General features: G+C 54.2%; 20 protein-coding genes. 6 read left to right on the top strand and 14 right to left on the bottom strand.

Translation table 11 applies throughout. The features are described from left to right. Positions 1 to 414: 414 nt before the first annotated feature. Both DUE52_RS02620 and DUE52_RS02625 read right to left on the bottom strand, forming a co-directional pair. A complete protein-coding gene (locus tag DUE52_RS02620; RefSeq protein ID WP_114404391.1) occupies positions 415 to 1,836 on the bottom strand; it encodes a RagB/SusD family nutrient uptake outer membrane protein in 1,422 nt (473 codons plus the stop codon). A gap of 124 nt (positions 1,837 to 1,960) precedes the next feature. After that, complete coding sequence (locus tag DUE52_RS02625) at positions 1,961 to 5,044, bottom strand: SusC/RagA family TonB-linked outer membrane protein (protein ID WP_114404392.1); 3,084 nt, start codon at positions 5,042 to 5,044, stop codon at positions 1,961 to 1,963. 634 nt (positions 5,045 to 5,678) lie between these two features. On the opposite strand from DUE52_RS02625, the gene DUE52_RS02630 reads away from it, so the two are divergent. Further along, positions 5,679 to 7,106 carry a phytoene desaturase family protein gene (locus DUE52_RS02630; protein WP_114404393.1) on the top strand — a complete coding sequence of 476 codons (1,428 nt, stop codon included), beginning with the start codon at positions 5,679 to 5,681 and terminating at the stop codon, positions 7,104 to 7,106. Between the two features lie 9 nt (positions 7,107 to 7,115). Here the strand turns inward: DUE52_RS02630 and DUE52_RS02635 are convergent, their stop codons facing one another. After that, entirely contained in the window at positions 7,116 to 7,487 is a 372-nt protein-coding gene (locus DUE52_RS02635) for a hypothetical protein (protein ID WP_114404394.1), read from the bottom strand. Positions 7,488 to 7,777: 290 nt separating this feature from the next. Between DUE52_RS02635 and DUE52_RS02640 the strand changes: the two genes are divergently transcribed. The 4 genes from DUE52_RS02640 (at position 7,778) to DUE52_RS02655 (ending at position 13,047) form a co-directional block, all read left to right on the top strand. Beyond that, on the top strand, positions 7,778 to 9,625 hold the full coding sequence (locus DUE52_RS02640; protein ID WP_114404395.1) for a glycoside hydrolase family protein: 1,848 nt from the start codon (positions 7,778 to 7,780) through the stop codon (positions 9,623 to 9,625). A 111-nt stretch (positions 9,626 to 9,736) separates the two neighbouring features. After that, entirely contained in the window at positions 9,737 to 10,993 is a 1,257-nt protein-coding gene (locus DUE52_RS02645; RefSeq protein WP_114404396.1) for a mandelate racemase/muconate lactonizing enzyme family protein, read from the top strand. Between the two features lie 4 nt (positions 10,994 to 10,997). Then, positions 10,998 to 12,011, top strand: a complete 1,014-nt coding sequence (locus DUE52_RS02650) for a D-2-hydroxyacid dehydrogenase (RefSeq protein ID WP_114404397.1) — start codon at positions 10,998 to 11,000, stop codon at positions 12,009 to 12,011. Between the two features lie 328 nt (positions 12,012 to 12,339). Next, a complete protein-coding gene (locus DUE52_RS02655; RefSeq protein ID WP_114404398.1) occupies positions 12,340 to 13,047 on the top strand; it encodes a GDSL-type esterase/lipase family protein in 708 nt (235 codons plus the stop codon). Here the strand turns inward: DUE52_RS02655 and DUE52_RS02660 are convergent. The 11 genes from DUE52_RS02660 to DUE52_RS02710 all read right to left on the bottom strand — a co-directional run bounded on the left by DUE52_RS02660 (position 13,044) and on the right by DUE52_RS02710 (position 23,728). Further along, positions 13,044 to 13,820, bottom strand: coding sequence for an SDR family oxidoreductase (locus DUE52_RS02660; protein WP_114404399.1), 777 nt, complete (start codon positions 13,818 to 13,820; stop codon positions 13,044 to 13,046). The two genes, DUE52_RS02655 and DUE52_RS02660, sit on opposite strands and share 4 nt — an antisense overlap. Positions 13,821 to 13,834: 14 nt before the next feature. Further along, positions 13,835 to 14,791, bottom strand: coding sequence for an aldo/keto reductase (locus DUE52_RS02665; RefSeq protein ID WP_114404400.1), 957 nt, complete (start codon positions 14,789 to 14,791; stop codon positions 13,835 to 13,837). Continuing rightward, a complete protein-coding gene (locus tag DUE52_RS02670; protein ID WP_114404401.1) occupies positions 14,791 to 15,597 on the bottom strand; it encodes an HpcH/HpaI aldolase family protein in 807 nt (268 codons plus the stop codon). Before DUE52_RS02670 ends, DUE52_RS02665 begins: the two co-directional genes overlap by 1 nt. A 24-nt stretch (positions 15,598 to 15,621) precedes the next feature. Further along, complete coding sequence (locus tag DUE52_RS02675; protein WP_114404402.1) at positions 15,622 to 16,578, bottom strand: NHL repeat-containing protein; 957 nt, start codon at positions 16,576 to 16,578, stop codon at positions 15,622 to 15,624. 1 nt (position 16,579) lies between these two features. Further along, entirely contained in the window at positions 16,580 to 17,329 is a 750-nt protein-coding gene (locus DUE52_RS02680) for a phytanoyl-CoA dioxygenase family protein (RefSeq protein ID WP_114404403.1), read from the bottom strand. 75 nt (positions 17,330 to 17,404) lie between these two features. Beyond that, positions 17,405 to 18,829: a neutral/alkaline non-lysosomal ceramidase N-terminal domain-containing protein gene (locus tag DUE52_RS02685; RefSeq protein ID WP_229312043.1), complete on the bottom strand. Its 1,425-nt coding sequence runs from the start codon at positions 18,827 to 18,829 to the stop codon at positions 17,405 to 17,407. A 93-nt stretch (positions 18,830 to 18,922) separates the two neighbouring features. Then, a complete protein-coding gene (locus tag DUE52_RS02690; protein WP_114404405.1) occupies positions 18,923 to 20,005 on the bottom strand; it encodes a dipeptidase in 1,083 nt (360 codons plus the stop codon). Further along, on the bottom strand, positions 20,002 to 20,967 hold the full coding sequence (locus DUE52_RS02695; protein ID WP_114404406.1) for a 3-hydroxyacyl-CoA dehydrogenase family protein: 966 nt from the start codon (positions 20,965 to 20,967) through the stop codon (positions 20,002 to 20,004). Before DUE52_RS02695 ends, DUE52_RS02690 begins: the two co-directional genes overlap by 4 nt. Before the next feature lie 58 nt (positions 20,968 to 21,025). Continuing rightward, positions 21,026 to 22,336, bottom strand: coding sequence for an aspartate aminotransferase family protein (locus tag DUE52_RS02700; protein WP_114404407.1), 1,311 nt, complete (start codon positions 22,334 to 22,336; stop codon positions 21,026 to 21,028). A 9-nt stretch (positions 22,337 to 22,345) separates the two neighbouring features. Continuing rightward, entirely contained in the window at positions 22,346 to 23,323 is a 978-nt protein-coding gene (locus tag DUE52_RS02705; protein ID WP_114404408.1) for a 3-hydroxyacyl-CoA dehydrogenase family protein, read from the bottom strand. 15 nt (positions 23,324 to 23,338) lie between these two features. Next, the gene (locus DUE52_RS02710) at positions 23,339 to 23,728 is read right to left on the bottom strand and encodes a RidA family protein (protein ID WP_114404409.1); all 390 of its coding nucleotides are present in this window, start codon (positions 23,726 to 23,728) and stop codon (positions 23,339 to 23,341) included. A gap of 200 nt (positions 23,729 to 23,928) precedes the next feature. On the opposite strand from DUE52_RS02710, the gene DUE52_RS02715 reads away from it, so the two are divergent. Further along, a complete protein-coding gene (locus DUE52_RS02715; protein ID WP_114404410.1) occupies positions 23,929 to 24,798 on the top strand; it encodes an AraC family transcriptional regulator in 870 nt (289 codons plus the stop codon). The last annotated feature ends 97 nt before the right edge of the window (positions 24,799 to 24,895 follow it).

The following is a 24,895-nucleotide window of genomic DNA, read 5'->3' on the forward strand; positions in this document are numbered from 1 at the left end:
GATAAAGCTGATGATCAACCCGGTTTTTTTCAAAAATTTATCCATCTCTAAAAGGTTTTGAGCCCTATTTACCATGTCTATGCTGACGCGAACAAAAAGCCCGAAGGGCTGACATCACTAGCCCCGGGTAACACCCGGGGGTCGCGATCACCGGATGATCCTCGCGATTCCCGGATGAACCTCGCAATTCCCGGTTGAACCTCGCGATTCCCGGATGATCCTCGCGATTCCCGGATGATCCTCACGTTCCCCGGGCGTTACCCGGATGAACCTCGCGTTCCCCGGGCGTTACCCGGATGAACCTCGCGTTCCCCGAATGAACCTCGCGATTCCCGGATGAACCTCACGTTCCCCGGGCGTTACCCGGGGCTAATGATGTCAGCCCTTTGGGCTTTTTAAGGATTGTGAGTTCGTTTATTTGTACCTGTCATTCTGCTTCAAATTCGGATTCCGGTCGATTTCGCTTTGCGGCAATGGGAACAGAACCTGATAATCAAAGGCGACTTTACCCCGTGCTTTGGCGTATTCGATGAACTTGCCGTGACGGATCAAGTCCTGACGACGGAGTTCTTCCGAGAAAAATTCCCAGCCGCGTTCCTTCAGCAAATGCGCCCGCAAGGCATCTTTGGACGCAAAATCGCCAAGTTTTAGTAAGGAAACACCCGCTTTCGTCCGCACCTGGTTGATCAGGTCGATGGCTTCCGGCGTCGGGCCGCTCAGTTCGTTGAGGGCTTCGGCGCGGCTGAGCAGAATGTCGGCGTAGCGATACACCGGAAAATCGTTGCCCATCACTTCGCCGGTCGCGCTCAGGTCTTCCTTGAACTTAAAACTACGAACATCATCGGTTCCGAGCTTGATAATTTTTCCGTTGACATCCTCGTACTCCGTAATGATGGCCTGCCGCCGTTGATCAGCGGGGTCGAAGGTGTTGTAAAAAGCCGACAACGTTTTTAGTTGCGTCGCATAATTGGTTTTGGGTGCGGTTTTGAATTTGTAATTCGGCGGGGCCGCGTGGGGCATGTAATTATCGCCCAAACCCGGCTGGGCCAGATTGGGCCGAATGTAGATAAACTCGCTGTTTTTTTCGTTGGCAATATCGAACAAATTGGTTCGATTTGTAGAATTAAATAACTGATACACATTCAGATCGATGACTTTCTTTGCCGTTTCGGCGGTTTCCTGCCATTGCTTGTTGTTCAGGTAAAACCGGGTCAATAAGGCCAGCGCGGCCCCTTTCGTAGCCCGTCCGTATTGGGTCGAAACCGCCGGTAAGATGTCCGCAACGGCCTTGAATTCGGTTTCGATAAAGGCAACAAACTCTTCTTTGGTGGCCCGGCTGGGCCGGTCGTCGCTGCTGGTGGTGCTGCTCGTAATCAGCGGAACCGGCCCGAAAAGGTCGTACAACGTCTGGTAGGCGCTGGCGCGTAAAAACCGGGCTTCGGCCAGAATCTGGGCTTTCCGCGTTTCGTTCATGGGGATGGCAGGCACCTGATCCAGAATCAGATTGGTCCGGTAAATAGTCCGGTAATGCGTGGTCCAGGCGGTTTCGAAAAATTCGTGCGACGCATTCCAGGTGAAATCTTCCAACGGTTGCGCCAGACTCCGCAAACCGCCTTCCCGGTCGATCAGCAGGTCGGTATTAACCTCCGCCATCAGCAGATAATTCCGAAAACCCCGGCGTTGTTCCACCGCATACGCCGAGTTCAGCAAGCCTTCGGCATCGTCGGCTTTCTGGAAAAAGTTGTTGGGCCCAAAGGCGGAATAGACTTGTTCTTCCAGCGGGTCGGAGCACCCGGTCAACAAACTGACAATGAGCAAATAGAGTATCTTTTTCATGCGATTTTTACTATTTTGAATGACATTTAGTTCTTTCGATTTGCCCCTAAATCCCCTAAAGGGGACTTTAAATCTGGGATGTCAGCGTCCAAGTCCCCTTTAGGGGATTTAGGGGCAAAACTGATTAAAAATTAAGATTCAGACCCACGGTATACGTTTTTGTCAGCGGATACGAATTGTAATCCGCCCGGACGTTCGACGTACCGAACGCGCTCACTTCGGGGTCGGAACCGGTGTAGTTCGTGATGGTAAACAGGTTCTGACCGGTCACGTAAAGCTGGGCGCTCCGGATGAAATTCAGTTTTGCCAGCGGCAGGTTATACGCCAACTGAATGGTTTTCAGACGGATGAACGAGGCATCTTCGACAGCGCGGCTGTTGATGTTGGTTGCATACGCCACTTTCGGCGGAATCCCGGACGGGTTGGCGTTGGTCGGATTCGTGGGCGTCCAGCGGTCGGTGAAGGATTCGGCCAGCCGGTTTCGGCGGAACGAGATCGGGTTTTCGGATTCGGTGCGGTTCAGGTTGAAAACGCTGCTGCCCTGAACGCCCTGTAAAAAGAACGAGAACGTGAGCGGACCGTAGGCGAAGTCGTTGTTGATCCCAAACGTGTAGCTCGGAAACGGTGAGCCCAGAATCGTGCGGTCGGCGGTCGTGATCTGTCCGTCGCCGTTGACGTCCCGGTAGCGGTAATCGCCGGGGCTGGCCAATGGCTGTGGAGACGACTTGATGTTGTCGCCCAGTTGATAAACGCCGTCGATGACGTAGCCGAAAAACGAGTTCAGCGGTTTGCCTTTGCGGATGATGCTGAAGTCTTTGGAAAACCCGGCTTCGCCTTGCAGGATGTGCGGAAGTCCCGCCAGATCAGTCACTTCATTTCGAATCAGCGAGAAATTAACCGACGAGCGCCAGGTAAACGGTTTTTGAATATTGACGGTATTCAGCGTGATTTCAAGCCCCTGATTTTTCATGCCGCCCACGTTTTTGAAGGTCGTCGAAAAACCGGTTGTGCGCGGAACGGGAAGCTGAAGCAACAAGTCTTTCGTATTTTTATTGAAATAGTCGATCGAACCCGTCAGCCGGTTTCCGAAGAGGCCGAAATCAAGACCGATGTCGAGCTGGCCCGTGGTTTCCCATTTCAGATTGGCATTGGGCAACTGCGTGGTGGACACGCCGACGTACGAAACACCGTCGAAAATAGCGTTCCCCTGAGGCCCCAGCAACACCAGGGATTTGTAACTCCCGATGTCCTGATTGCCCGTCAATCCGTAGCTTCCGCGCAGTTTCAGATCCGACAGAACCGCTACACTTTTCAGGAAATCCTCTTCCTTGATCCGCCAGCCGAGCGCCACCGAGGGGAAAAAACCAAATTTGTTGTTTTCGCCAAACCGGGAAGAACCGTCGGCCCGGAACGAAGCCGTCAGCAAATATTTATCCAGCAAATTGTAGTTGACCCGGCCCAGATACGACTGAAGCTGGTTCTGATTCCGGCCCGAAGCCACATCGAAGGTGGAGCGGGCACCGGCCGCTAAGTTATTGAACAGCAACGCATCCGACGAGAAATTCTGCGCCCCCGCCCCGATGTAATTGTTCTCAAACTGCTGGTAGGTATACCCGCCCAGCACCTCTACTTTGTGAATGTCTCTGAACGTTTTGCTATACCGCGCCGTCAGTTCGAGCAGGTAATTGCTGGCGCTGCTGGATTGCGCGTCGGCAATCCCGTTGGTGGCCTGTCCGCGACGAGTCTGGCGGGAAAGGTAGCTGTCGCGACGGGCGGTTTGTCGATCCGTTCCGGCGTTTACTTTCACCGACAGTTCGGGCAAAATGAAGTATTCGGCAAAAATATTTCCGAAGGTGCGGTTGGTTTCGGCCACATCCGTCACTTCGTTGGCCAGCGCCACCGGGTTTTCGAGGTTCACGATCAGCGTCTGGGCGTAATTGCCATTCGCATCCCGGATCGGCAGGGTCGGGTCCTGAAAAATGGCGGTATTGACCACCCCGGCACCTTCGTTGATGCTGACGCCGTTCGGTACAAAATCGTCGTTTACCAGACTCGAATTCAGATTCAGCCCAAACTTGAACCGGTCGTCGTTGTAGGTCAGATTGGCCCGCCCGATGTATTTTTTGATCCCGGAACTGATGATGACGCCCTTCTGATCGTAGTAATTGACCGACGCATAGTAGTTGAATTTATCCTGCCCGCCCGAAAAGGACAACTGATGATTGCGCGTGTAGCCCGGTCGGTAAATTTCTTTCTGCCAGTTGGTTCCGTTGCCGATGGCGGCAATTTGTTCACTCGTAAATTCCGGCGCCAGTCCCTGGTCCTTTTTCAGATCGTTCAGCAAACTGATGTACTGCTGCGTGTTGAGCATCGGGATGGTTTTGGTCACGTTCTGAAAAGCCGTGTAAGCGTTGTAATTGACCTTCAGCTTGCCTTTTGTCCCTTTTTTAGTCGTCACCAGAATGACGCCGTTGGCACCCCGCGATCCGTAAATGGCCGTGGCCGAAGCATCTTTTAGAATCTCGATCGACTCGATATCCGCCGGATTGAGCGCATTCAGCGGGTTGCGAACCGCTCCGTCCGTAATAACCGGCGAGTTAGGAACCACCGGCGAGTTGTCGATGGGCAACCCGTCGATCACGTACAGCGGCTCGTTGTTCGCATTGATGGAGTTGGCCCCCCGGATTCGGATGGTGACGCCCCCGCCGGGTTCGGCACTGGCCTGCGTAATCTGCACCCCGGCGGCCCGACCGGCAATCAACTGATCGACTGACGTTTGCACGCCTTTGTTGAATTCTTTCGAATCCAGCGAACTCACGGCTCCGGTCAAATCGCTCTTTTTCTGCGTGCCGTAGCCGACTACGATGACTTCATTCAACTGCCGGTTGTCTACCACCAGTTTCACGTCCAATTGGCTTTTGCCGTTGACCGAAACTTCCTGTCGAATAAAACCGACACCCGAAAAAACCAGCACCGCATTCGGTTGCGTCTGAATCCGGAAGTTCCCGGCGGCATCGGTTACAGTGCCCTGGATCGTGTTTTTGATGAGTACATTGATCCCCGGAATGCCCTGTCGGTCGTCTTCAGAAATAACCTGCCCTTTAACCAGACCTTGCGAATACCCAACCAGTGTGGTCAAAAGTAGAAAAATCGAAAGAACCCATCGGGATAGAATCTTTTCATAATCAATGACATAAAAATATCTCATGGTGACGAATTGGTAAACATGTAAAACAAAAATTAACTAATAATCCTATAGAATTACTATAATAATAGAAAGCAATTCAAAACACGTCCAGTTAAACCCGAAGCATGCTGACTAACGATGAAAAAAAGGAAATGAACTACAGAAGATTACAGACAGCAACAACAGCAGGAAGAGAGGGCTGTTGGCAAACAGGACAAGCAACACACTTCAGACAGCGTGCGTGTCGAGTGGGGATGTTTGTTCAGGTGAGTAAACGTTTTCATGGTGACAGTCCAATGAAAGGAGTCGAATTTTATCCTTCTTGTTCTATTTACTTAATAGAGTAACAAAGAAAACGTTTCTCAGAATTAAAATCAAAGCTAAACCGCAGATAAATTCGATAAATTAAAGACATTATTTAATTCGTACAATTGGGGTGCCTACAGATAGCGGTTATCATTTGAACCCTATCACGGCCTGGGAGGTTAAACCCAACGGGCAGGTGTTGTTCCGGCCGGAAGTTTAAGTTGTTTCGCGGAGTTGAGCGGAGTAAAAAGGAGTTAAGCGGAGTAAAAAGAAATAAATTTATTCTCTGCTTAACTCCTTTTTACTCCGCTCAACTCCGCGAAACAACTTTTTGACCCAATTTCACTCCATGCATAATACTGACTTTGACGCCGTCGTTGTGGGCTCCGGTCCAAATGGGCTGGCAGCCGCCATCACCTTGCAACAGGCCGGGCTTTCGGTGCTTGTGCTGGAAGGCAAACCGGAAATCGGGGGCGGACTGCGTTCGGCAGAACTGACGCTGCCCGGTTTTATGCACGACACCTGCTCGGCCATTCACCCGCTGGCGGTCAACTCGCCGTTTTTCCGGACGCTGCCCCTCGACACTTTTGGCCTGGAATACATCGAACCGCCCATTGCCGCAGCCCATCCGTTCGACGATGGCACAGCGGCCATTTTGACCCGATCGATGGACGAAACCGCCCGTTCGCTGGGGCCGGACGAAAAAACGTATCGCAACCTGTTCAAACCGCTGATCGACCAATGGCCGCGCATCGATTTTGACGTGCTGGGTCCCTTGACCTTTCCCAAACACCCGCTCGATTTTGCGCAATTTGGCCTGAAAGCCCTGCCGCCGGTGACCTGGCTGGCGAAATTATTCGAGACCCCACAGGCTAAAGGGTTGCTGGCGGGCATGGCCGCCCATTCCATTCAACCCCTGTCTAATTTCACGACCTCGGCCATTGCCATCGTGCTGATGACGGCGGCTCACGTACGGGGGTGGCCGTTGCCAAAAGGCGGTTCTCAGCAGATTTCCAGGTCATTAGCCGCCTACTTCACCTCGTTGGGTGGTAAAATCGAAACGAATTTCTACGTTTCTTCGCTGGCGCAACTGCCCTCCTCGAAGGCGGTTTTGTTCGACATCACGCCCAAACAGCTCCTGCAAATTGCCGGACATCGGTTTTCACCGCTCTACCGCTGGCAACTCAACCGATACCGCTACGGCATGGGCGTTTTTAAGGTCGACTGGGCGCTCGACGGCCCGATTCCATTCACCGCAGAAAGCTGTCAGCAAGCGGGTACGGTTCATCTGGGCAATACGCTGGAAGAAATCGCCGACTCGGAATTGCGGGCTTCGAAAGGTCAGCATCCCGAAAAACCGTATGTTCTTCTCGCCCAGCAAAGTCTGTTCGATGTGACGCGGGCACCGGCGGGGAAGCAAACCGCCTGGGCCTATTGCCACATTCCCAACGGCTCGACGGTGGACATGACCAACGCCATCGAAAACCAGATCGAACGGTTTGCACCCGGTTTCCGCGACCGGATTCTGGCCCGGCACACGATGAATCCCGCCCAGATGGAAGCGCACAATCCCAACTACATCGGGGGCGACATCAACGGCGGCATCATCGACATCGGCCAGCTTTTCACCCGGCCCGCGTTGCGCTGGTCGCCCTACCGAACCTCCGAAAAAGGACTTTACATCTGCTCGTCGTCTACCCCACCGGGGGGCGGTGTACACGGTATGTGCGGGCATCATGCCGCGCTGAGAGCCTTGAAAGATGTTTTTACCCGGTAATTTCTGCAACTAGTCGGCTATTCCATTCTGCGGTTTATAATTCCGGTTCACAAACGCCGGTTTTGAAGGGATCGCAATGGCCGTATCGCCCAAACCACCCAGGCGTTGGTGTTCCCGGTAGCCGGTAATTTCCTGCGCCTTGCGGTTCCGAATCCGGAATTCAACGCCCGATTCCGGCTCCCACTGGCGGGCAGCGGTTATTTTATTCGGATGTTTATAAGCAGCCGTCGAATACGTCAGATCATTTTTCAATTTATTCTGCGCAGCCACCTCGGTCACCTCCTTGGGAGCAACAGATTTGTAGCGGTCAGCCTGGGCGGAAGGAGCGCTTATCAGCGTCAGGGAAGAAGCAACGAACAGGGAGTGGAGGATCGTTTTCATGGCGTAGGAAGTTTGGTTTGGTTGTCCGTTTTGGATGAATTAAAGGTCCGATTTCGGACGCGAAAACGCTGTCACAAATGAGTCAATCCCTGCTACTTTTGAGAAACGGCAGGGGGGGAGTAAACCCTGGCGGGTTACGGGATGACTTCGCCCAAATGACGTCCTGCCTGAAAGAAAGTACCAGAATTGCACCTAAAAGTAAGAGAATAGCCAACCGGCAGAAGTTACTTTTGTACAACATCGGTGACCCTACTGGCGTAAATCACCCCACTTTCCCTTAAAGCGTTGTCATGAAATCTGAAAAAGTGAAAACCCGGCGAGACTTCCTGCGGGCGGGTTTAATCAGTGCCACGGCCGTTCCGGTCTTGCCAAATCTGCTGGAAGATTCATCGGACAACGGCCCCTTTTCGCCGACGGATGAGCAACAGACGACACCGCCCAAAAAACCGGTTTTGGATAAACACCGCAACCTGTTCAATGGCGACACCTGCGTATATTTTTACAATCCGGAACTCTGGCAACCCGAAGACTATTCGCTGAAAACCGTTGCCAATCCCCGCACCGGAAAAATGGGTACCAAGCCCGTAGCGGTGGGTGGGCCATTCAAAGCCAAAGCCATTCACCGCTACGTGGACCTATTGGCCGACAACGGCATCGACACCTTCGTGATTAACGCCAACGCCAACCGAGCCTGGTATCCCAGCAAAAAAATCCCCAGCATTCTCGATGGCTATAAGCGCGGTGACCGCGACTATTTCCGGGGTCACGCCGTCTGTCAGGGCATCACGGAACCTGAAGCGGTGGAGGAATTCCTCGACAATTTCACCCGCTTCATGAACCGCTACCAGGATTTGATCGACGCGGGCGTGGACTGGCTGGCCGAAACCTCGAAAGCGTGCCGACGCCGGAAAATCTCGCCCTGGGTCAGCATTCGGATGAACGACATGCACGGCAGCCGGAACGTGGAAGGCAGCTTTTTCAATCTACCGCTCTTCAAGAAGGAAGAAATGCGGCTTAAACATGCTTCCTACGGGTTGCAGAATGCACAGGACCGAATCGGTTTGAATTACGAAAAACCGGAAGTCCGCGCCCTGATGTTCGAGCAGATTCGGGAAGTGGTGGAAGATTACGATTATGAAGGGCTGGAACTGGACTGGTGGCGGCAACCGCTCTGCTGCGAGCCCGGTGCCTCGCCCGAAACCATTGCCATGATGAACGACTGGTTTCGCCAGATTCGCGCGCTCACGCAGCGTCAGGCCAAGAAAACCGGAAAACCATACCCGTTCGGGATGCGCATTCCGGGGGCACTTGACCAACTGAAAGCCATCGGCGTGGATGTGGTCACGCTGTGCCAGGACGGAACCCTCGATTTTGTGATTCCGGCGGGTTTCTGGGCCACGACCTGGGACATGCCACATGACGAATTCAGAAAACGCCTGGGCGACCGCGTAACCATTTACGGTTCCGTGGACGATGGCGCCAACAGCCTCCCCACGCAGAACGAATCGGGAACGGTCAAAGAGCGGATGCGGTACATTAGCGCCAGTCCGGAAATTGTGCGGGCCAATGCGGCCGCGAAACTGGCGATGGGCGCGCAGGGCATCGAATGGTTCAACTTTTTCTGTACCGATCAACCGCTAATTCCGGGCATTCGGTCCGATTACACGGCCTTGCGCGACATCGACAAGCTCGATTTCCTGCGGGGGAAAACCAAACACTATTGTTTTAGCACCGCCGGGGCGTTTTTCAATCCAACCCCGTTTGAGCTTCCCGCCCAGTTGCCCGCCAGCATCGGCCCTTTTGCACAACGTTCGTTCCAACTGGCCATGTGCGCCGAACCGGCCGACCAGAATCTGGAACTGCTGGTGCAGGTGGTGCTGAAAGCCGGTGAAAAACCGACCTACCTGCCGGTTTCGATCAACGGCTGCTGGCCGAATCTCAAAAACGAATCGACCGACAAACTGCTCCGCCCCTGCGGCTCGCTGACGCATTTGACCAACGATCATGTGGGCTACACGTACCGGTTTCCGGTTTCGCTCATCACCGACGGCTGGAACAAAATTGTCGTTGAAAACCAAAGCAAAGAGCCCATTACGTTGGCGGCCCTTGAAATCGCCGTTCTGTCTAAAACGGTTTAAAAACTGCCCCCAACCCCCTAAAGGGGGCTTCAAAATCCGGAAGTGTTAAGCCCCCTTTAGGGGGTTGGGGGCAAATGATTAAGCGGTTTCTTAAAGAAGTCACCGACTGACATGAGAATTACAAACGTCGAAACCATCCTGCTGACGGGTCCCTGCACGAACGACCCGTATCTTTCCGAAGCGCGTCAACTGCGCAGTGCGGCTTTTATTCGCATCGAAACCGACGCCGGGCTGACCGGTTTGGGCGAAACCTACGCCGGGTATTTTTTCCCGGAAGGCGTCCCCGCCATCGTAGAGTTTTTCAAACCGATTCTGATTGGCAATACCGTCGAGGACATTCCGGAATTGTGGCAGCGCATGTACCAGTGCGGTAATTTCTGGTGCCGCGTCGGCCTGGGAGCCATCGTTTTGGCCGGAATCGAAGCCGCTTTGTGGGATTTGAAAGGGAAAGCTCTGGGGGTTCCGGTTTACAAACTACTCGGCGAAGCCTGGAAAGGCGGCTTTCCGCAAACCGCAGAAAACCCATTTTCTGCCCCGGATCAACTTCCCTGCTATGCGACGGGTGGACCAAGTAACTATCCCCTGGAAAAGCTGGGCGACAAAGTGGCCTTTTACCAATCGCTGGGGTTTCGGGGGGTTAAAATCGGAGCCGGAGCGTATTGGAAAGCGGGCGGTTTTCAAATTTCCATTAACCCAACGGAAGCCGCTGACCTGGAAGCGAAAAAAGCCGAATACGTCCGCCAGCAATTTGGCGACGACCTCTGGCTGCTGTTCGACGCCCACATGGGCAACAGCCCGACGCTGACCTGGGAACTCGAAACCGCCACGGCGGTCGCCCAGGCGCTGGAACCGTACAATCTTTTTTGCCTGGAAGAACCGCTGCACTACACCCGGCCCGACCTCTACGCCGAACTGCGCCGGAACACCAAAACCATTATTGCCGGGGGCGAATGCCTGACGTCGGTTTGCGAATGGCAGACGTTCATCGAACAGGACAGCTTCGGAATCGGTCAGCCGGATGCTTCCTTTACCGCCGGTCTGGATCAGTTTATGCAGGTGGCCTCCCGTCTGGCGCAACGCGGACAGAAAATTGCGCCCCATGCCTGGGGCGCGGGCGGTTCGCAGATGCAGAACATTCATTGCGGTTTTGCCTGCCCGAACACGGTGATCCTGGAAGTCGCCCCGGCCTATGGCCCGCTGCACAGCGAAGTCATCGGCGACAGTTTACAGATGAAAAATGGCTACGTAGTGCGCCCCGAAAAACCGGGCTTGGGCATTGAACTGAGTGAAGCGACGATTCGCCGGTTTCCGTTCATTCCCGGCAGCGGTGAATTCAACAGCGTTCCCGGCAAAATTCTGACGACCTGAAACCATGCTGAATGTCTTGATTGATATGCCGGTCTACGAACCAGTCCTCCGTTCGTTGCAGCAACTTCCGGAAGTTTCGGTAGCGGTTGTGGAGCAGCCGGAAGAGAAAGCACGACCTTTGCCGACCGATCAGATTCAGGATTGCGATGTCCTGTTCTGCACTTTTCTTCCCGAAAACCACGAAGCGATGAAGCGGCTGAAACTGGTACAGATCAGTTCGGCCGGCTACAGCCAGTTGTTTGGCAAAAACCTTGTGGAGCGGGGTGTCCGGGCCTGCAACTCGCTGGGTGTTTTCGACGTGCCGATTGCGGAATGGAACATCGCGATGATGATCAATCTGGCGCGGGACCTGCGCGGGCTGGTTCGGAATCAGGAGGGCCGGATCTGGGATCGGTCGGCCCGGTTTCAGAACGAAATTCGCGGTTCGGTGGTGGGCATCTGGGGCTACGGCGGGATTGGCCGCGAAACCGCCCGACTGGCCAAGGCCCTGGGCATGACGGTTCATGTGCTGGTTCGGCAACCGATTCAGCCGCGGGATGCGGTTTATAATGTCCCCGGCACCGGTGATTCCGAAGGCAATTTGCCCGACCGCGTGTTTTATGGTTCCGAAAAAGAAGCGTTTTTAAAGAGCCTGGATTTTCTGGTGATGGCGATTCCGCAGACCGGAACCACCACGGGCATCATGGGCGAATCCGAGCTGCGGCTGCTGAAACCCACGGCTTTTTTGCTGAACCCGGCGCGTGGTCCACTGATTCAGGAAAAGGCGTTGTTACAAGCGTTGTCGGAAGGCTGGTTTGCGGGGGCCGCCCTCGACACCCACTACCACTACCCAATGCCGCCGGAACATCCGCTCTGGCACTTCCCGAACGTCATCCTGACGCCCCACATTTCGGGGTCCAGCCTGAGTCCCCGGTTTCTGGAGCGTGTTTCGTCGATCTTTTTAGAAAACACCCTGCGGTTTCAAACCGGCAAACCCTTATTGAATGAGTTGACGGTTTCACAATTGGCTGGGAATTGACCGAACGGACGAAGCCGAATCCTTGTGAAGGATGTAGGTTAATTGATTTTCATTGAATACCAGAGCCATTCCCGTAGGAATTAAACAGCGTAGCGTCGGTAGAAACTACGCATATTTCATGCTCCCGCGTGCCGTCAGGTACACAACGATTTGTAACAACTTTCTAGTCGCGTACCTGACGGCACGCGGAGAAGGCTGGTCTATTTTTTCTACCGACGCTGCGCTGTGTTGCCCCTTCAGGGGCAGCAAACGACTCCGCTATTTACTTGTCAAAATAAAATAAACACCTCTCTAACGCAAGCAAACCGTTTTCTACACCAAGTCAGCTATGAACCATCACAAACAACGTAGAAAGACCGCGGCATTCATTGCCTTTTTGTTGGTTGGAAATTGGGCGGCTTTCGCCCAGGAAATCAAATGGGACAGTACCGTTCGGCCCGATATTTACAAGGCCCGGGTTGATCTGTTCCGATCGCTGCCGCATTCCCGAAAAGACGTGGTTTTTCTGGGCAACAGCCTGACCTTCTGGGCCGACTGGAGCGATTTACTGGGCGACAGCCGGTACAAAAACCGGGGCATTCCGGGCGACATCACCTTCGGCGTGCTAGAACGACTCGACGAAGTGATTCAGGGGCGTCCGGCGAAGGTTTTTATCCTGATTGGCATCAACGATCTGGCGCGCAACATCCCCGACGCCGTCATTCTGCAAAACTACCGGCGGATGGCTCGCCGGTTGAAAACTGGTACGCCGAACACCCGAATTTACTTCCAGACACTACTGCCGACCAACGATTCTTTTCAGAAACTCAAGAGCCACTATAACAAAGAAGGCCACATCCAGAAACTGAATGCGGCCCTGAAAGAGATGGCTCAAACGGAAGGCTTCGAAGTGATCGATCTCCACCCGCACTTTGTGGACGAAGCCGGGAAGCTGAAAAAAGAATACTCCTGGGACGGCGTTCACCTGACGCTGGCGGGCTACCACCAGTGGGCCGAGTTACTGAGCAAGGGGAAATACGTCAAATGGCGGCATTAAGCATTCAAACCGCCATCCATCAGAATGTTTTCGCCGTTGATATACGCGCCCGCTTCCGACGCCAGTAGCACGATCAGCCCCTTGATGTCGTCCTGGTTCGCCATGCGTCGCAGGGGGACTTTTTTGGTGTAATTCTCCAGAAACCGTTCCGGCTGGTGGTTGAACAAACCACCCGGACTGACGCAGTTGACGCGCACGTTTTTCCCCGCCAGAATCTGGGCCATGTATTTCGTCAGGTTGAGTAAACCCGCATTGTGAAAGAAATAATCGGGGGGCGGATTACCCATCGTCGTGCCTTCATAATTCGACAAATCCGGGCCAAACATGCCCATCATCGAGCCGATGTTGATGATACTTCCACCCCCGTTTTCGACAATCAGGTCGGCCATTTCGCGCAGAATGTCCATCGAACCGGTGGCATTGACCCGCATCGATTCCGCAAAATCCGAGAGGGGCGCATCGTAGCCCTTCATGGGTCGCGAAACCGCATTGTTGACAAACACATCCAGCTTGCCGAACTGTAATTGGATTTGCGTTTTCAGGTTTTGAACCGAAGCCGGATCGCCCTGATCGACCGGCAGGGCAAACACGTCCAGCCCCCGTTCCTGAAACTGGTTGGCCACTTCCTGCCCGGCGGCCAGGTTGCGGGAAGCCGTGATCACCGTCGAACCGGCTTCCGCCAGCCCTTCCACAATGCACTTTCCGTAGTTGCCCGCGCCACCCGTTACCAGACTCACTTTTCCGGTTAAATTGAATAAATCGTTGATATGCATAAGGTTGTTCGCAGTTAGTTTAACCAGCCCATCCGGTCCCAGTGGGGCAGGTTGAGAAAAGTGGGGTCGGGATAGGCCAGATCTTTCGCCCGGGCCAGGGTTTCGGCATCCAGATGAGCGCCGTTTACGGCCGCCAGCGACTGGTGCAAATAAGCCGGTTTGTCGATGCCCACCAGCAGGGAAGACACTTCCGGAAAGGTGGCTACGAACCGAACCGCCAGTGTCGACAAATCCGGAAAACCGGTAGCCACCAGGTCATCAAACCGGCGGAGGTGGTTTTCAACATCGGCCAGGGCCGGGTGCAGTTGGTGGCCTTTGCTGGTCAGTAAGCCTTTCATCAAAACCGACCGAACGACGATGCCGACGCCCTTTTCCGCAGCCTGTGCAAACGCCTGCGCCTGTCGCTGGTCCATCAGGTTGAACGGCAGTTGAATGACATCCCACACCCCGGTTTCGATGGCTTTCTGGGTTTCCTCAACCGTATACGTCGAAACGCCCGTGCTCCGAATCGCGCCCTCTGCTCTTAAATCGGCAAAAATTTGGGGGATTTCGTCATTCTCCAAAATGCCCAGATCGGCCTGGTGGAGCATGAAAATGTCCACGTAATCCGTCTGTAAAGCCGTCAGGCTCTCCAGCAACGACGTTTTGATGAGCTTTTTTAAGTCAGAACCGTTTGGTAACTCGCCGTTTCCATCGCGCAACTGACGGCATTTGGTCCCGATCACGACCTGTTCGCGCCGGTCCCGAAAGGCCTTGCCCATGATGGCTTCACTCGCGCCGTACAGGCGGGCGGTATCGAAAAAATTGACGCCCGATTCCGTGGCTTCGTGCAACAGGCGAATCGATTCATCTTCCGAAAGCATGTCAGCCGCGCTTTTAACGCCGATGCCGTAGGGCAATCCGATTTCAACCCCACCGAAAGCCAGCTCCGAAACCGCGATGCCGGTTTTTCCCAGTTCCCTTTTTCTCATTATTTATACCCTCCCTGAACCGGTTGAGCCGGTGTCGTTTCCTTGTTAAAGCGATTGACCAGACCGTGACAATAATTACTGACGCCCACGACATCGGCTCCCACGCTGACGAACTTGTAGCCCATCGCCACGAACTCTTCCAGCCGGTCGATGGGGCCGGTGGTGGCGGCAAATTTGCCGTGTTTGACACACACTTCGGCGACGCGTTTGCGGGCGGCTACCAATCTGGGATGGTTCCACTCGCCGGGCGCACCGATGGCCTGACTGAAATCGCCGGGGCCGAAAAACAGCATGTCCACGCCGTCGAGGGCGGCAATTTGCTCTAGTTCGTCGAGCGGTTCGGGGTCTTCGATCTGGAGCGCCACAAACCGCTGCTGATTGGCTTGCCGGAGGTATTCGTGAAAATCCAGGTTGGTATAGGCCCCGTCGGCATTGCCGCCATCGATGGCCCGCAGGCCCAGGGGATGAAAACGGGTCATCTGAACCACTTTCTTCGCGTCTTCCAGCCCCATGCAGTGCGGCACCAGAATGCCGGTGGCGTCCAGTTCCAGCGGTTTGACGTAATCGCTGTAGCTGCCGCGCGGCACCCGGACCATGATATCGGCATCCTGCGATTTGGTCGCCCAGATGTGCGAACTCACCACCGACCAATCCTGTCCCTGGTGTTCACGGTCGATCCAGATGCAGTCAAAACCGGTTAAGGCCACCAGTTCGGATGCCTGACCATCGCCAAAATTCACTTTAAAACAACTGACCACTTCGCCAGCTCGTAACTTCTTCAATACCCGGCTTTCGCGCATTTTCATGGTAAAATCTGTTTTTCCGTTTCGTTATACCCGCTTTAACTGCATGGGATATACGTTGTTGGCATTCCACTGGCAAACGTACACGTTCTCGTCTGCGTCGATGCAAACGTCGTGCGGATGGACAAAAACCGGACGGTGTTGCGATTGCGTTTGTAAGATACCGTTTTCATAGATCGGTTCGGTGCCGCCCGGCGTCGAGATTACCCGATCATTTTTATCCAGAATGGTGATGTAGCCGGAGCCAACAGTCCGGTTGGTGGTAGACCGAAAGACAGCCGCAAAAACATACTGATCATGAATAACCGGTCGGCAGACAAACGAGCCCGGCAGCGGAATCGTACTGACGTATTGCCCATCCAGCGTGAAACGCTTGAGCACATTGTGGTTCCGGGAGGTAATCAGCAAAGTTGGATTTTCCGGTTTTCGGGTGTCAAGCGCAATCCCGTGTACGCAGTCAAACTGCCCGTTTTCATCGCCCCGTCCACCCCAGTGCCGGATGTATTCGCCCTGACTGGTATACTGAATGACGTATTGCAGGCCGTAGCCGTCGGTTACATACAGATCGCCGGTCGGGCCAACGGCGGTTTGGGTTGGCAGAAACTGGTCGGCGGAGGTGTAGGCACTGATCTCTCGGGGATAATCCAGAACCATCACAACCTGACCCGTTAGCGTCGTTTTAATGACCTGATGACGATCAATGTCCGTAATCAACAAAAATTCTTCGCCGTTTTCGTTAACTAACGTCAACCCGTGGCCGCCCGGATAGTCCGTTCCCCATGAATCCAGCCGCTTTCCCGACCGGTCGTAGATCAGGATGTTGTTGCGGGTTTCATTGGTCAGCATCAAAATCCGGCCCTGGGCGTCGATCACCATTTCGTGGCAATCCTTGACCGGATGCGTCGCCGGATTCAGCTTGCCCCAGTCCGGGAAAACCTCATACCGGTGCGTGCCGTGACCAATAAGCGTGTCCGGATCGATCATCTCAGAGGGTTTCTGCGTGTAATTTTTTCTGGTAAGCCGCTTTCGCTTCGGCATCTTCCTTCGCCGATTCGGCCCAGTAAATCAGGCCAATGGCTTTGCGCGTACGGTTTTCGGTGCGGTTGGCTTCGGCCCAGTGGATCGTCATGGAATGGTGAATCAGCAGATCGCCCGGTTTGGCGGGAAAAGCAACGGCTTTGGCCTGATCGTCTTCGTTCCAGAAATCCGTGATGCCCTGCGAAAACCCGAGCGTCTGGGTTCGTCCGTGCGGTCGAATGCCGTGGCGGTGCGAACCGGTCACGTAGCGAACACAACCGTTCTCGGCATCGACATCCTCCAACGCCAGCCACATCGTCACCGCTTCGGTCGGTTTCAGCATGAAATAATAATTGTCCTGGTGCGGGGGCGTCGGTTTGCCGATTTTGGGCGGTTTGTTGAAATATTCAAGGGTTTTAGGAATAGCCACATCATCCAGCAGGAACTCAGCAATCTGCTTGAATTTGCTGTTATTGAGCATCACATCGAAATAGGCATTGAATTTCTGCATATCGATGAGCTGCTTCAAGGTCGCCGGATCGTTCTTGTCTTCGTAGAAGACGAGTTCTTTGGGCATCGCGGGTACTGCTCCGCTGATAAAATTGTTGACCTGTTCATTGAGTTCACCCACCTCGGCGGGGGATAAAAAACCGGGTAGAAAAACGTATCCGTCCCGGCGAAAGGCTTCTTTCAGGTCTTGCGCGTTTCCTGTTTCCATGCGAATTGAACCGTTAGTTGATCGTTATTATCTAGTATTGCCCCGTTCCCCTAAAGGGGACTTTTAGCATCCGAATTAAGCTGCGTCCAAGTCCCCTTTAGGGGATTTAGGGGCGTCAAGAGAAAGTTCTGCGTTAAATTCTAACTCCTTTTTATCCAGCAAGTCCACCAGTTTTGTTCGAATGCGCTCCTCGGCGCTCAATTCCAGAAAACTGGTCCGGCACCGCCAGGTTTCGTAACCGCCCCGCTGAATTTCGTGCGCGGGTGGCACGTAGCCCACGTAGCCATTGGCCATTGTGATGGTAAAGTAGGAGTTGCCCGACCGGTTTTGCTTGAGCCACAAACCGGTTTCGGCAAAAAACTCCCCACCCAAAGCCCCGATCTGCCCGGTACCGATCTGAATGGCCTGTACCGGAAACAGAATCGTGTCCGGATAGTCGTTCAGCAGCACCTGTTCGCGGGCATAAATCCGGTGCAACGCATCGGCATCGACCTGTTGAATGGCTTCATAATGCGATACGGCCACCACACTCCGGGCGGTTTCCAGTTCGTCTGCCGACGGCTTGCGAACGCCCGTCGGAACCTCGGCATAGTGAGCAAAAAGGTCTGGATTCGTCTGCCAGTCAACGGTTTGTAGAGCCTCGCCAACCCGACTAGCAATGTCCTTGCCGATCAGGTCGCTTTTGGCAAAATGCTCTTTCGGATAGCGGTCGGGGTCCAGAAAATCCCAGATGTTGGCTTCTCCGCTCGTGCCGTTGCTCATCATGCCGACAAACGCCGAACCCGCGCCCAGTTGACGGCGCAGTTCATCGGAAAACACCCCAAAATAATCAGCGGTGATCGTGCCGTTTTCCCAATCGCCGACGTAATGCAGCGAGTAATTTGCCAGGACACTGATCCATTGGTCGTCCAGTCCTTTCACGGCCAGAAAACCGACTTGCGGGTCGATGGGAACCACGCGCCGGTCGATCTGTTGCTCATCGCCGAACGGATTGGTTTTCACGCCATCGAGTCCGCCGGTGACGGGATTGCGGGCGGCATAGCCTTCCTTCATGAAAAACCGGCGGCAAACGACGTGTTCCGGCACGTCAACCGCCCCAAATCCGACTTTGGCCGGCCGAAGCTGCTGCGTTGCTTCCACGACCGCTTCCACAATGAAACCCGGCAACTTTTGCCGGTAGGGCAAATCGGCCGCTCCCAGCAGCAGACTGGCCACGGAGCCAGCCGCGTGGGTATGCGTACTGGCAATCAGCACGTTTTGGGGAGCAATTCCGGTCTGATTCTGAATGAGTTGTTTGACCTCATCCACCAAATCTTTCGGCATGGCGCAGATGTCGACCATTACCAGAGCCACCAGCGTGTTGTTCTGTTGCAGTACCAGCGCCTTGGCATACAACGGGTCGTGGATATAGCGGGCGTAATGGGTGATAAAATCACCGTTGATCAGCGTTCCCAACGGGGGCGTAATGTCTACCTGAGCCGCTCCGGCTTGAAAGTTCATCGTTTCGTTCGGTTTGCCCCCAACCCCCTGAAGGGGGCTTTTCATCCGGATCAGAAGCCCCCTTTAGGGGGTGGGGGGCAACTTGGGAGTTATTTATTTCCAGGCTTTGCGTAAAAACCGCAGCCAGTTTCCGTGAAAAATATTGTCGATATCGGCGGGTTGGTAGCCCCGACGAGCCAGAATGTCCTCGTATTTCCGCAAATCAGCAATTGAGTTCATATCCCAGGGCGACTGTTCCGTTCCGAAAATACCGTCCAGATCGCTTCCAATGGCCACGTGATGGCTGTTGCCGGCAATCTGACAGATGTGATCCCAGTGATCGACGAGGTTTTCGAGCCGGATGTCCAGTTGCCAGGGGTCCGAAACCGTATCGATAAACCGGATGTCCATCGCCCAGCAATCGAGCATGCCGCCAATCACGGCATCCCGTTCAATGAGTTGTTTAATCTGCTCATCCGTCAGTTGGCGCTGGTTCGGAACGATCTTCCGGACGTTGTGGTGACTGGCCCAAACCGGCCCCTGATAGCGATCCATCACCTGCCGGAATCCCTCGTCGGTCAGGTGGGTGACGTCCAGAATCAGGTTGAGCTTGCCCATTTCGTTCAGTAATTCGAATCCTAACGGCGTCAGCGGCCCTTCCATTTTGGTGCCCGGCGCGTAGCGGCCCGGCCCGAAATGCGACAGTCCCATGGCCCGCAACCCGTAGTCATAGGCCCGGTGCAAATACGAAACATCCACCAGCGAATCCGCCCCTTCCAGACTCAGAATATACCCGATCGGTTTTTCTTCGTCCGGTTGTCCGGTGTTGTTCCACAACGCCAGATGCGCTTCCAGTTCCGCCAGATTGGTGATCTGAACCATCTCGCCAAGAGCTTCCATCTCGCGGTACCAGACCAGTTGCGCCTGGGTCATGGCCCAGGCTTGCTGTGGCGAGTGCCAGCCGGGCAGCGAACTTCCCAAGGGCGTCACCCGCGACAATTGCGTGGCCACCACCAGGCCAATACCGCCTTTCCGGAGTTCGGGCAAACAAACCGTGCCTTTGCCCCGGTCGGGTTTGTCTTTCATGCCCATTTCGCGCTGCCGGATTTCGACCAGCGGGCGCGACAGATCCCGGTTCCATTCTAGGGCGTTCATCGCCAGGTCGAGGTGGGCGTCGAAAATCAGTCGCTTCGTCATACTACCACGGTCTGTTTGCTCACCCGCTGCGGGGTTTCGGCGTAATTGAACGGGTATTTGCTGATCAACTCCTGAATCTGGAGGCTAAACTCCCGAAACGATTCGTCCCATTGTTCCACCTCTCCGGGTTCGTACGCGTAGAGGCCTTTTTCGGTACTCATGCCCAAACCGCCCTTTTCCACCGTTTCGGTAAAAAACCGGGGAACGTGACGGGCCTTCGACAATTCGGGAAACAAATCCTGCATGACGACGCCGTAAATGAACGTTCCCATGAGGTCCATATACCGAAAATTGCCCGAAAAGGGTAAATAATAGCCCGGATCATTCCGGCAGGCGCGGTCGACATCCTCGACGGAAACGTAGCCGTTTTCCACCAGATAAAATGCTTCCCGAATCATAGCGCACAGCATCCGGGTTCGAATACCGGTGTCATTCTGAATCACATACGGGTCTTTTTGCCAGAATAATTTCGCCGTAGTATAAAAGTCGTCGACCCGCTTGGTGTCGCTTTTTTCGTTGGTGATGATTTCCAGAAAATACGTCGTATCGGCGGGTTCGGTCCAGTTGACGCCGATGATCCGTTCGGGATGGCGGGCGTCCTGCTGGAGACTGCTGAGCGGAATGCTCTCCGTATTAATGGCAATCAGTGCATTAGGCGAAAGAACCGCTTCCAGTTGCCGGATCAGGGCTTTTTTCTGAGCCTCATTCTCATCGGTACCGGCAATGACCAGATTGACCGGCAACGGACTATCCAGGTGCCGGATTTGCTTCACCAGCCGATCCGACGCATCGATTTCCACTCCTATTGGCGAAACCGGGCCACAGTCGGTCGTGTCAAACAGGTGGTTGGTATATACCGTAACCGGGTGGCCGGCCTGTCGTAAACAGGCGATGATCCCCGTTGTCCGTTTGCCCCAGCCCGTCACCAGGATCTCTTCTTTTTCAGGTGATGTGTTACCCATAATTCGTTGGTGTTAAAACACTGGAAATAAGCGCAGCAGCTCTCTTCTGTTCGGATTGCTACCAGCCCAACTCCTCACTTCCCAGCACTTCCCGGGCCGTTTTGATGGCATGATCAATATCCTCTTCGGTGTGGGCCGCACTGATGTACCACAGCCCCCGGCCAATGACCCGGACGCCCCGATCGTGCATACCCGCAATGAATTTAGCAAGTTTAACCCGGTTATACCCCAGCGTACCCCGGTAATCGGTTGCGGGTGGCTGGTCGGTAAAACCGGCGTGGAACATGGGTCCGAGTCCCTGCACGCGCAGGTTCTGGCCCGTTTCGGCTGCGGCCTGTTCCAGACCCGTCATCAGTTTTTGACCAAACCGGTATAAGCGTTCGTACGGCTGGTCCCTTTCCAGCACCTGAATCGTGGCCAAAGCGGCCGCGATGGTCGGGTTGCTGGCGTTCATCGTGCCCGCGTGGATCACTTTCGCTTCCTCGATCAACTGCATCCACGCACGTTTGCCAACGATGGCACTGATGGGGTAACCGCTGGCGATGGCTTTGGCAAAAATGGACAGATCGGGCGTGATACCGAAATAATCCTGGGCGCCTTTGAGTGAAACCCGAAAACCGGTAATGACTTCATCGAAAATCAGCGCCATTCCGTACTGATCGCAGAGGTCGCGGAGGCCTTGCAGAAAACCGTCCTGCGGCAGAATGCAGCCGTTGTTGCACATAATCGGCTCGGTAATGATGGCGGCCAGTTCGTGGTGGTGTTCGGCGACGGTTTTCCGAACCAGTTCCAGATCGTTCCAGGGCAGGATGATGAATTCATCCCGGGAATTCGGGGCCAGACCGGCGCTCCAGGGATACACGTTCGGGTCTTCCCGGTCGCCCAGGGCTTCTACCGAAGGCGTAGAAAGTCCCCAGGCGACGTTGTCGAGCCAGCCGTGGTAATGCCCTTCGAAACGCAGAAATTTGGTTTTGCCGGTTTTGGCGCGGGCTACCCGAAAGGCGGTTTGCACGGCTTCGGAACCGTCCAGGCAAAACCGCATGAGGTCGGCGGACGGAATGAGTCCGGCCAGTTTTTCGGCCAGTTCAATTTCTTTGTGGTGCTGGCCGGCAAAAAGCTGGCCCTGTTCGGAATAGTCGTGGATGGCCTGCAACACCTCCGGGTGCGAATGCCCGAGCAGCAGCGGCCCCTGGCTCAGCGTAAAATCCAGGTATTCATTGCCGTCTACGTCGTAGATCCGGCTTCCTTTTCCGTGCGTATAAAAAATGGCGTGGGGATGATTGTACTTGCGGAACTCGGACGAAACGCCCCCGGCCAGCACTTTTTTTGCCCGTTCGAGCAAGGCGGCCGATTCGGTGTAGTGTGTCATTACGTTGGTTTAACCGATTCGTTGGTCGGTCCGGAACGGATACCGGGCGGCCAATTGATAGATGTCTTTATTAAAAACCGCGAAGGCTTTGTCCCACTCCTTCGCTTCTTCTTCGGTATAGTCATACAGGCCCTGGGCGCTTTGCGTCCCCCGCAACTGCCGGTCCACAAGGTGCTGCATCAGCTTCGGAACCGCTTCGGAATTGCTCAGTTGGGGAAAAATGCGCCGGAAGATTTCGGGGTAATCCTGCAAACCGGTGTAGTCCATCCGCCGGAAAATCCCCATCATCGTCATCCAGGAACCGGCATCGTAGCGAAACGCCTTGTCGACATCGTCCAGGCTGGCGGCCCCGGTTTCCACCAGGTGCAGGCCTTCGCGGTAAATGGCGTACATCAGGCGGTTGGTCACAAAGCCGCGAATGTCTTTCCGCAGCAGCGTGGGCTCTTTTTTCCAGTGGTGGGCCAGTCGAAACACCCAGTCGGCGAGGGCCACCGAGGTGTGGGTGCCGCAGGTGATTTCCATAAACCGGGTCATGTAGGCCGGTTCGGCCCAGTGAACGCCCATAAACCGCTCCGGATTGGGCACATACTGTTGCAACATGCTGATCGGAATGGCCGATGTATTGCTGGCCAGCACGGTATCGGTGCTCACCACAGCGGCTATCTTTTCGTATACGGTTTGTTTGATCGGGATCTTTTCCGTGACACACTCCAGCACCAGGCGGCAGTCGTGCAGTTCGCCGTAATCCGCTGAAAGAGTCAGCAGGGCGACGGTTTTTTCCAGCGGCTGCGTGAGTAGTTCGGCTTCTTCGCCGTGTTGCAGTTGACTGGTAATGCGCTGGAGGGCGTCGGCCAGTTCATTGGGCAGGGGGGCGATGGCTTTGACCGGATGACCAGCCATCAACAGGGCCGCCACGATACTGCTGCCCATCAACCCAAGCCCCACAACGCCTACGCTGATCTCACTCGTTTGTATAGTCTCATCCATTCGCCGAACAGGTTTTCAGGCCGGGAGTTTAACAATGCAATCAATTTCTACTTTCAACCCCTCAGCCAACACCGATTGCACGGTGGTTCGGGCCGGTTTTATTCCCGGAAAATACTGGGCATATACCGTATTATAACGGTCGAACTCGGCGATGTCGGCCAGGTGAACGGTACATTTGACCACATCCGCCAGCGTGGCACCCGCCGATTCCACAATCGTTTTGATGTTCTGTAAGGTTCGGTGGGTTTCCTCTTCAATGGTACCCAGCAAAAATTGAGACGTCTTGAAATCGACGGCCGCCTGTCCGCTGACAAATAGAAAGCCGCCGGCAATCACCCCGTCTGAATAGGCTCCGGTCGCAAAGGCAGGGTCACGGTCAGGGTGAATCACTTTTGTTTTACTCATGCGTGAAAAAGCAGATAGAAAGGTTGTATTCACCAGGGCCGACTGGTCGACCCTGTACGTATCAGCAAAAGTAGTCGTGAGAGTTTGCTATTTCTGTTACTTTTATCCATATTTCTGATACTATTCTTCATAAGTTTCTGACGAATTCAACAATTATACTATACTTACTGACCGGTTTTACTTTATACGTCCGATTCGCCATGAAAACTATCGAATTTCGGTTACCACAGGAATACGACAAATCTTTTATTGTGTTTCAGGAGATTGGCCAATTTTTCCCCTGTCCGTGGCACTACCATCCCGAGTACGAACTGGTGCTGGTGCTGAAAAGTACCGGTCGCCGGATGGTGGGCGATCATATCGGGTATTTCGACGCGGGCGATCTGGTGTTTATGGGACCTTCGCTGCCCCACGTCTGGGTGAACGATCCCGAATTTTTCAAGGGAGAAGCCGGCTACCAGGCCGACGCCATCGTCGTCCAGTTTGTCGATTCTTTCCTGGGCAAAACGTTCATGGAAATCCCGGAAATGGAGGCCTTCCGGAGCTTCCTGATGCGGTCGAACCGGGGTATGGTGATCAAGGGCGAAACCCGGGAAAAGATTGCCGACACGATGACCCGAATGCTGACCATGAACGGTTTACAACGCCTGTCGTCGTTGTTGTCCATTTTTGACCTCCTCGCTCAAACCACTGATTATGAGTCACTGGCCAGTCCTGGTTATGTGCAGAATACCCACCTTAAATCGTCCGACCATCTGCGCAAAATCAACCAGTATATTATGCAGAACTTCCAGGAAGAAATCTCGCTGCCCGAAATTGCGAGCGTTGCCAACATGGCCCTGACAACCTTCTGCTGTTTTTTCAAAGAACACTACCGCGTCTCCTTCGTCGAATACCTGAATACGGTTCGCATTGGCTACGCCTGTAAGCTAATATCCGAGAAAGATTTGAACATTGTCGAAGCCGCCGGTGAAAGCGGTTTCAACAACCTGGCGAACTTCAACCGGCAATTCAAAAAAATCAAGAACATGACACCCAGCGAGTACCGAAAGACGCTGAATCTCGTCTAATCGCCTTTTCTTCCGAAAAAAAGTACCTTTCCGGCTTTTCCGAAAAATAGTATTACAAATACAGATAAAAGTAGCAGGATGCGATAGAACCGAAACT

It is taken from the genome of Larkinella punicea, assembly GCF_003334855.1.
GTDB classification, from domain to species: Bacteria; Bacteroidota; Bacteroidia; order Cytophagales; family Spirosomataceae; genus Larkinella; species Larkinella punicea.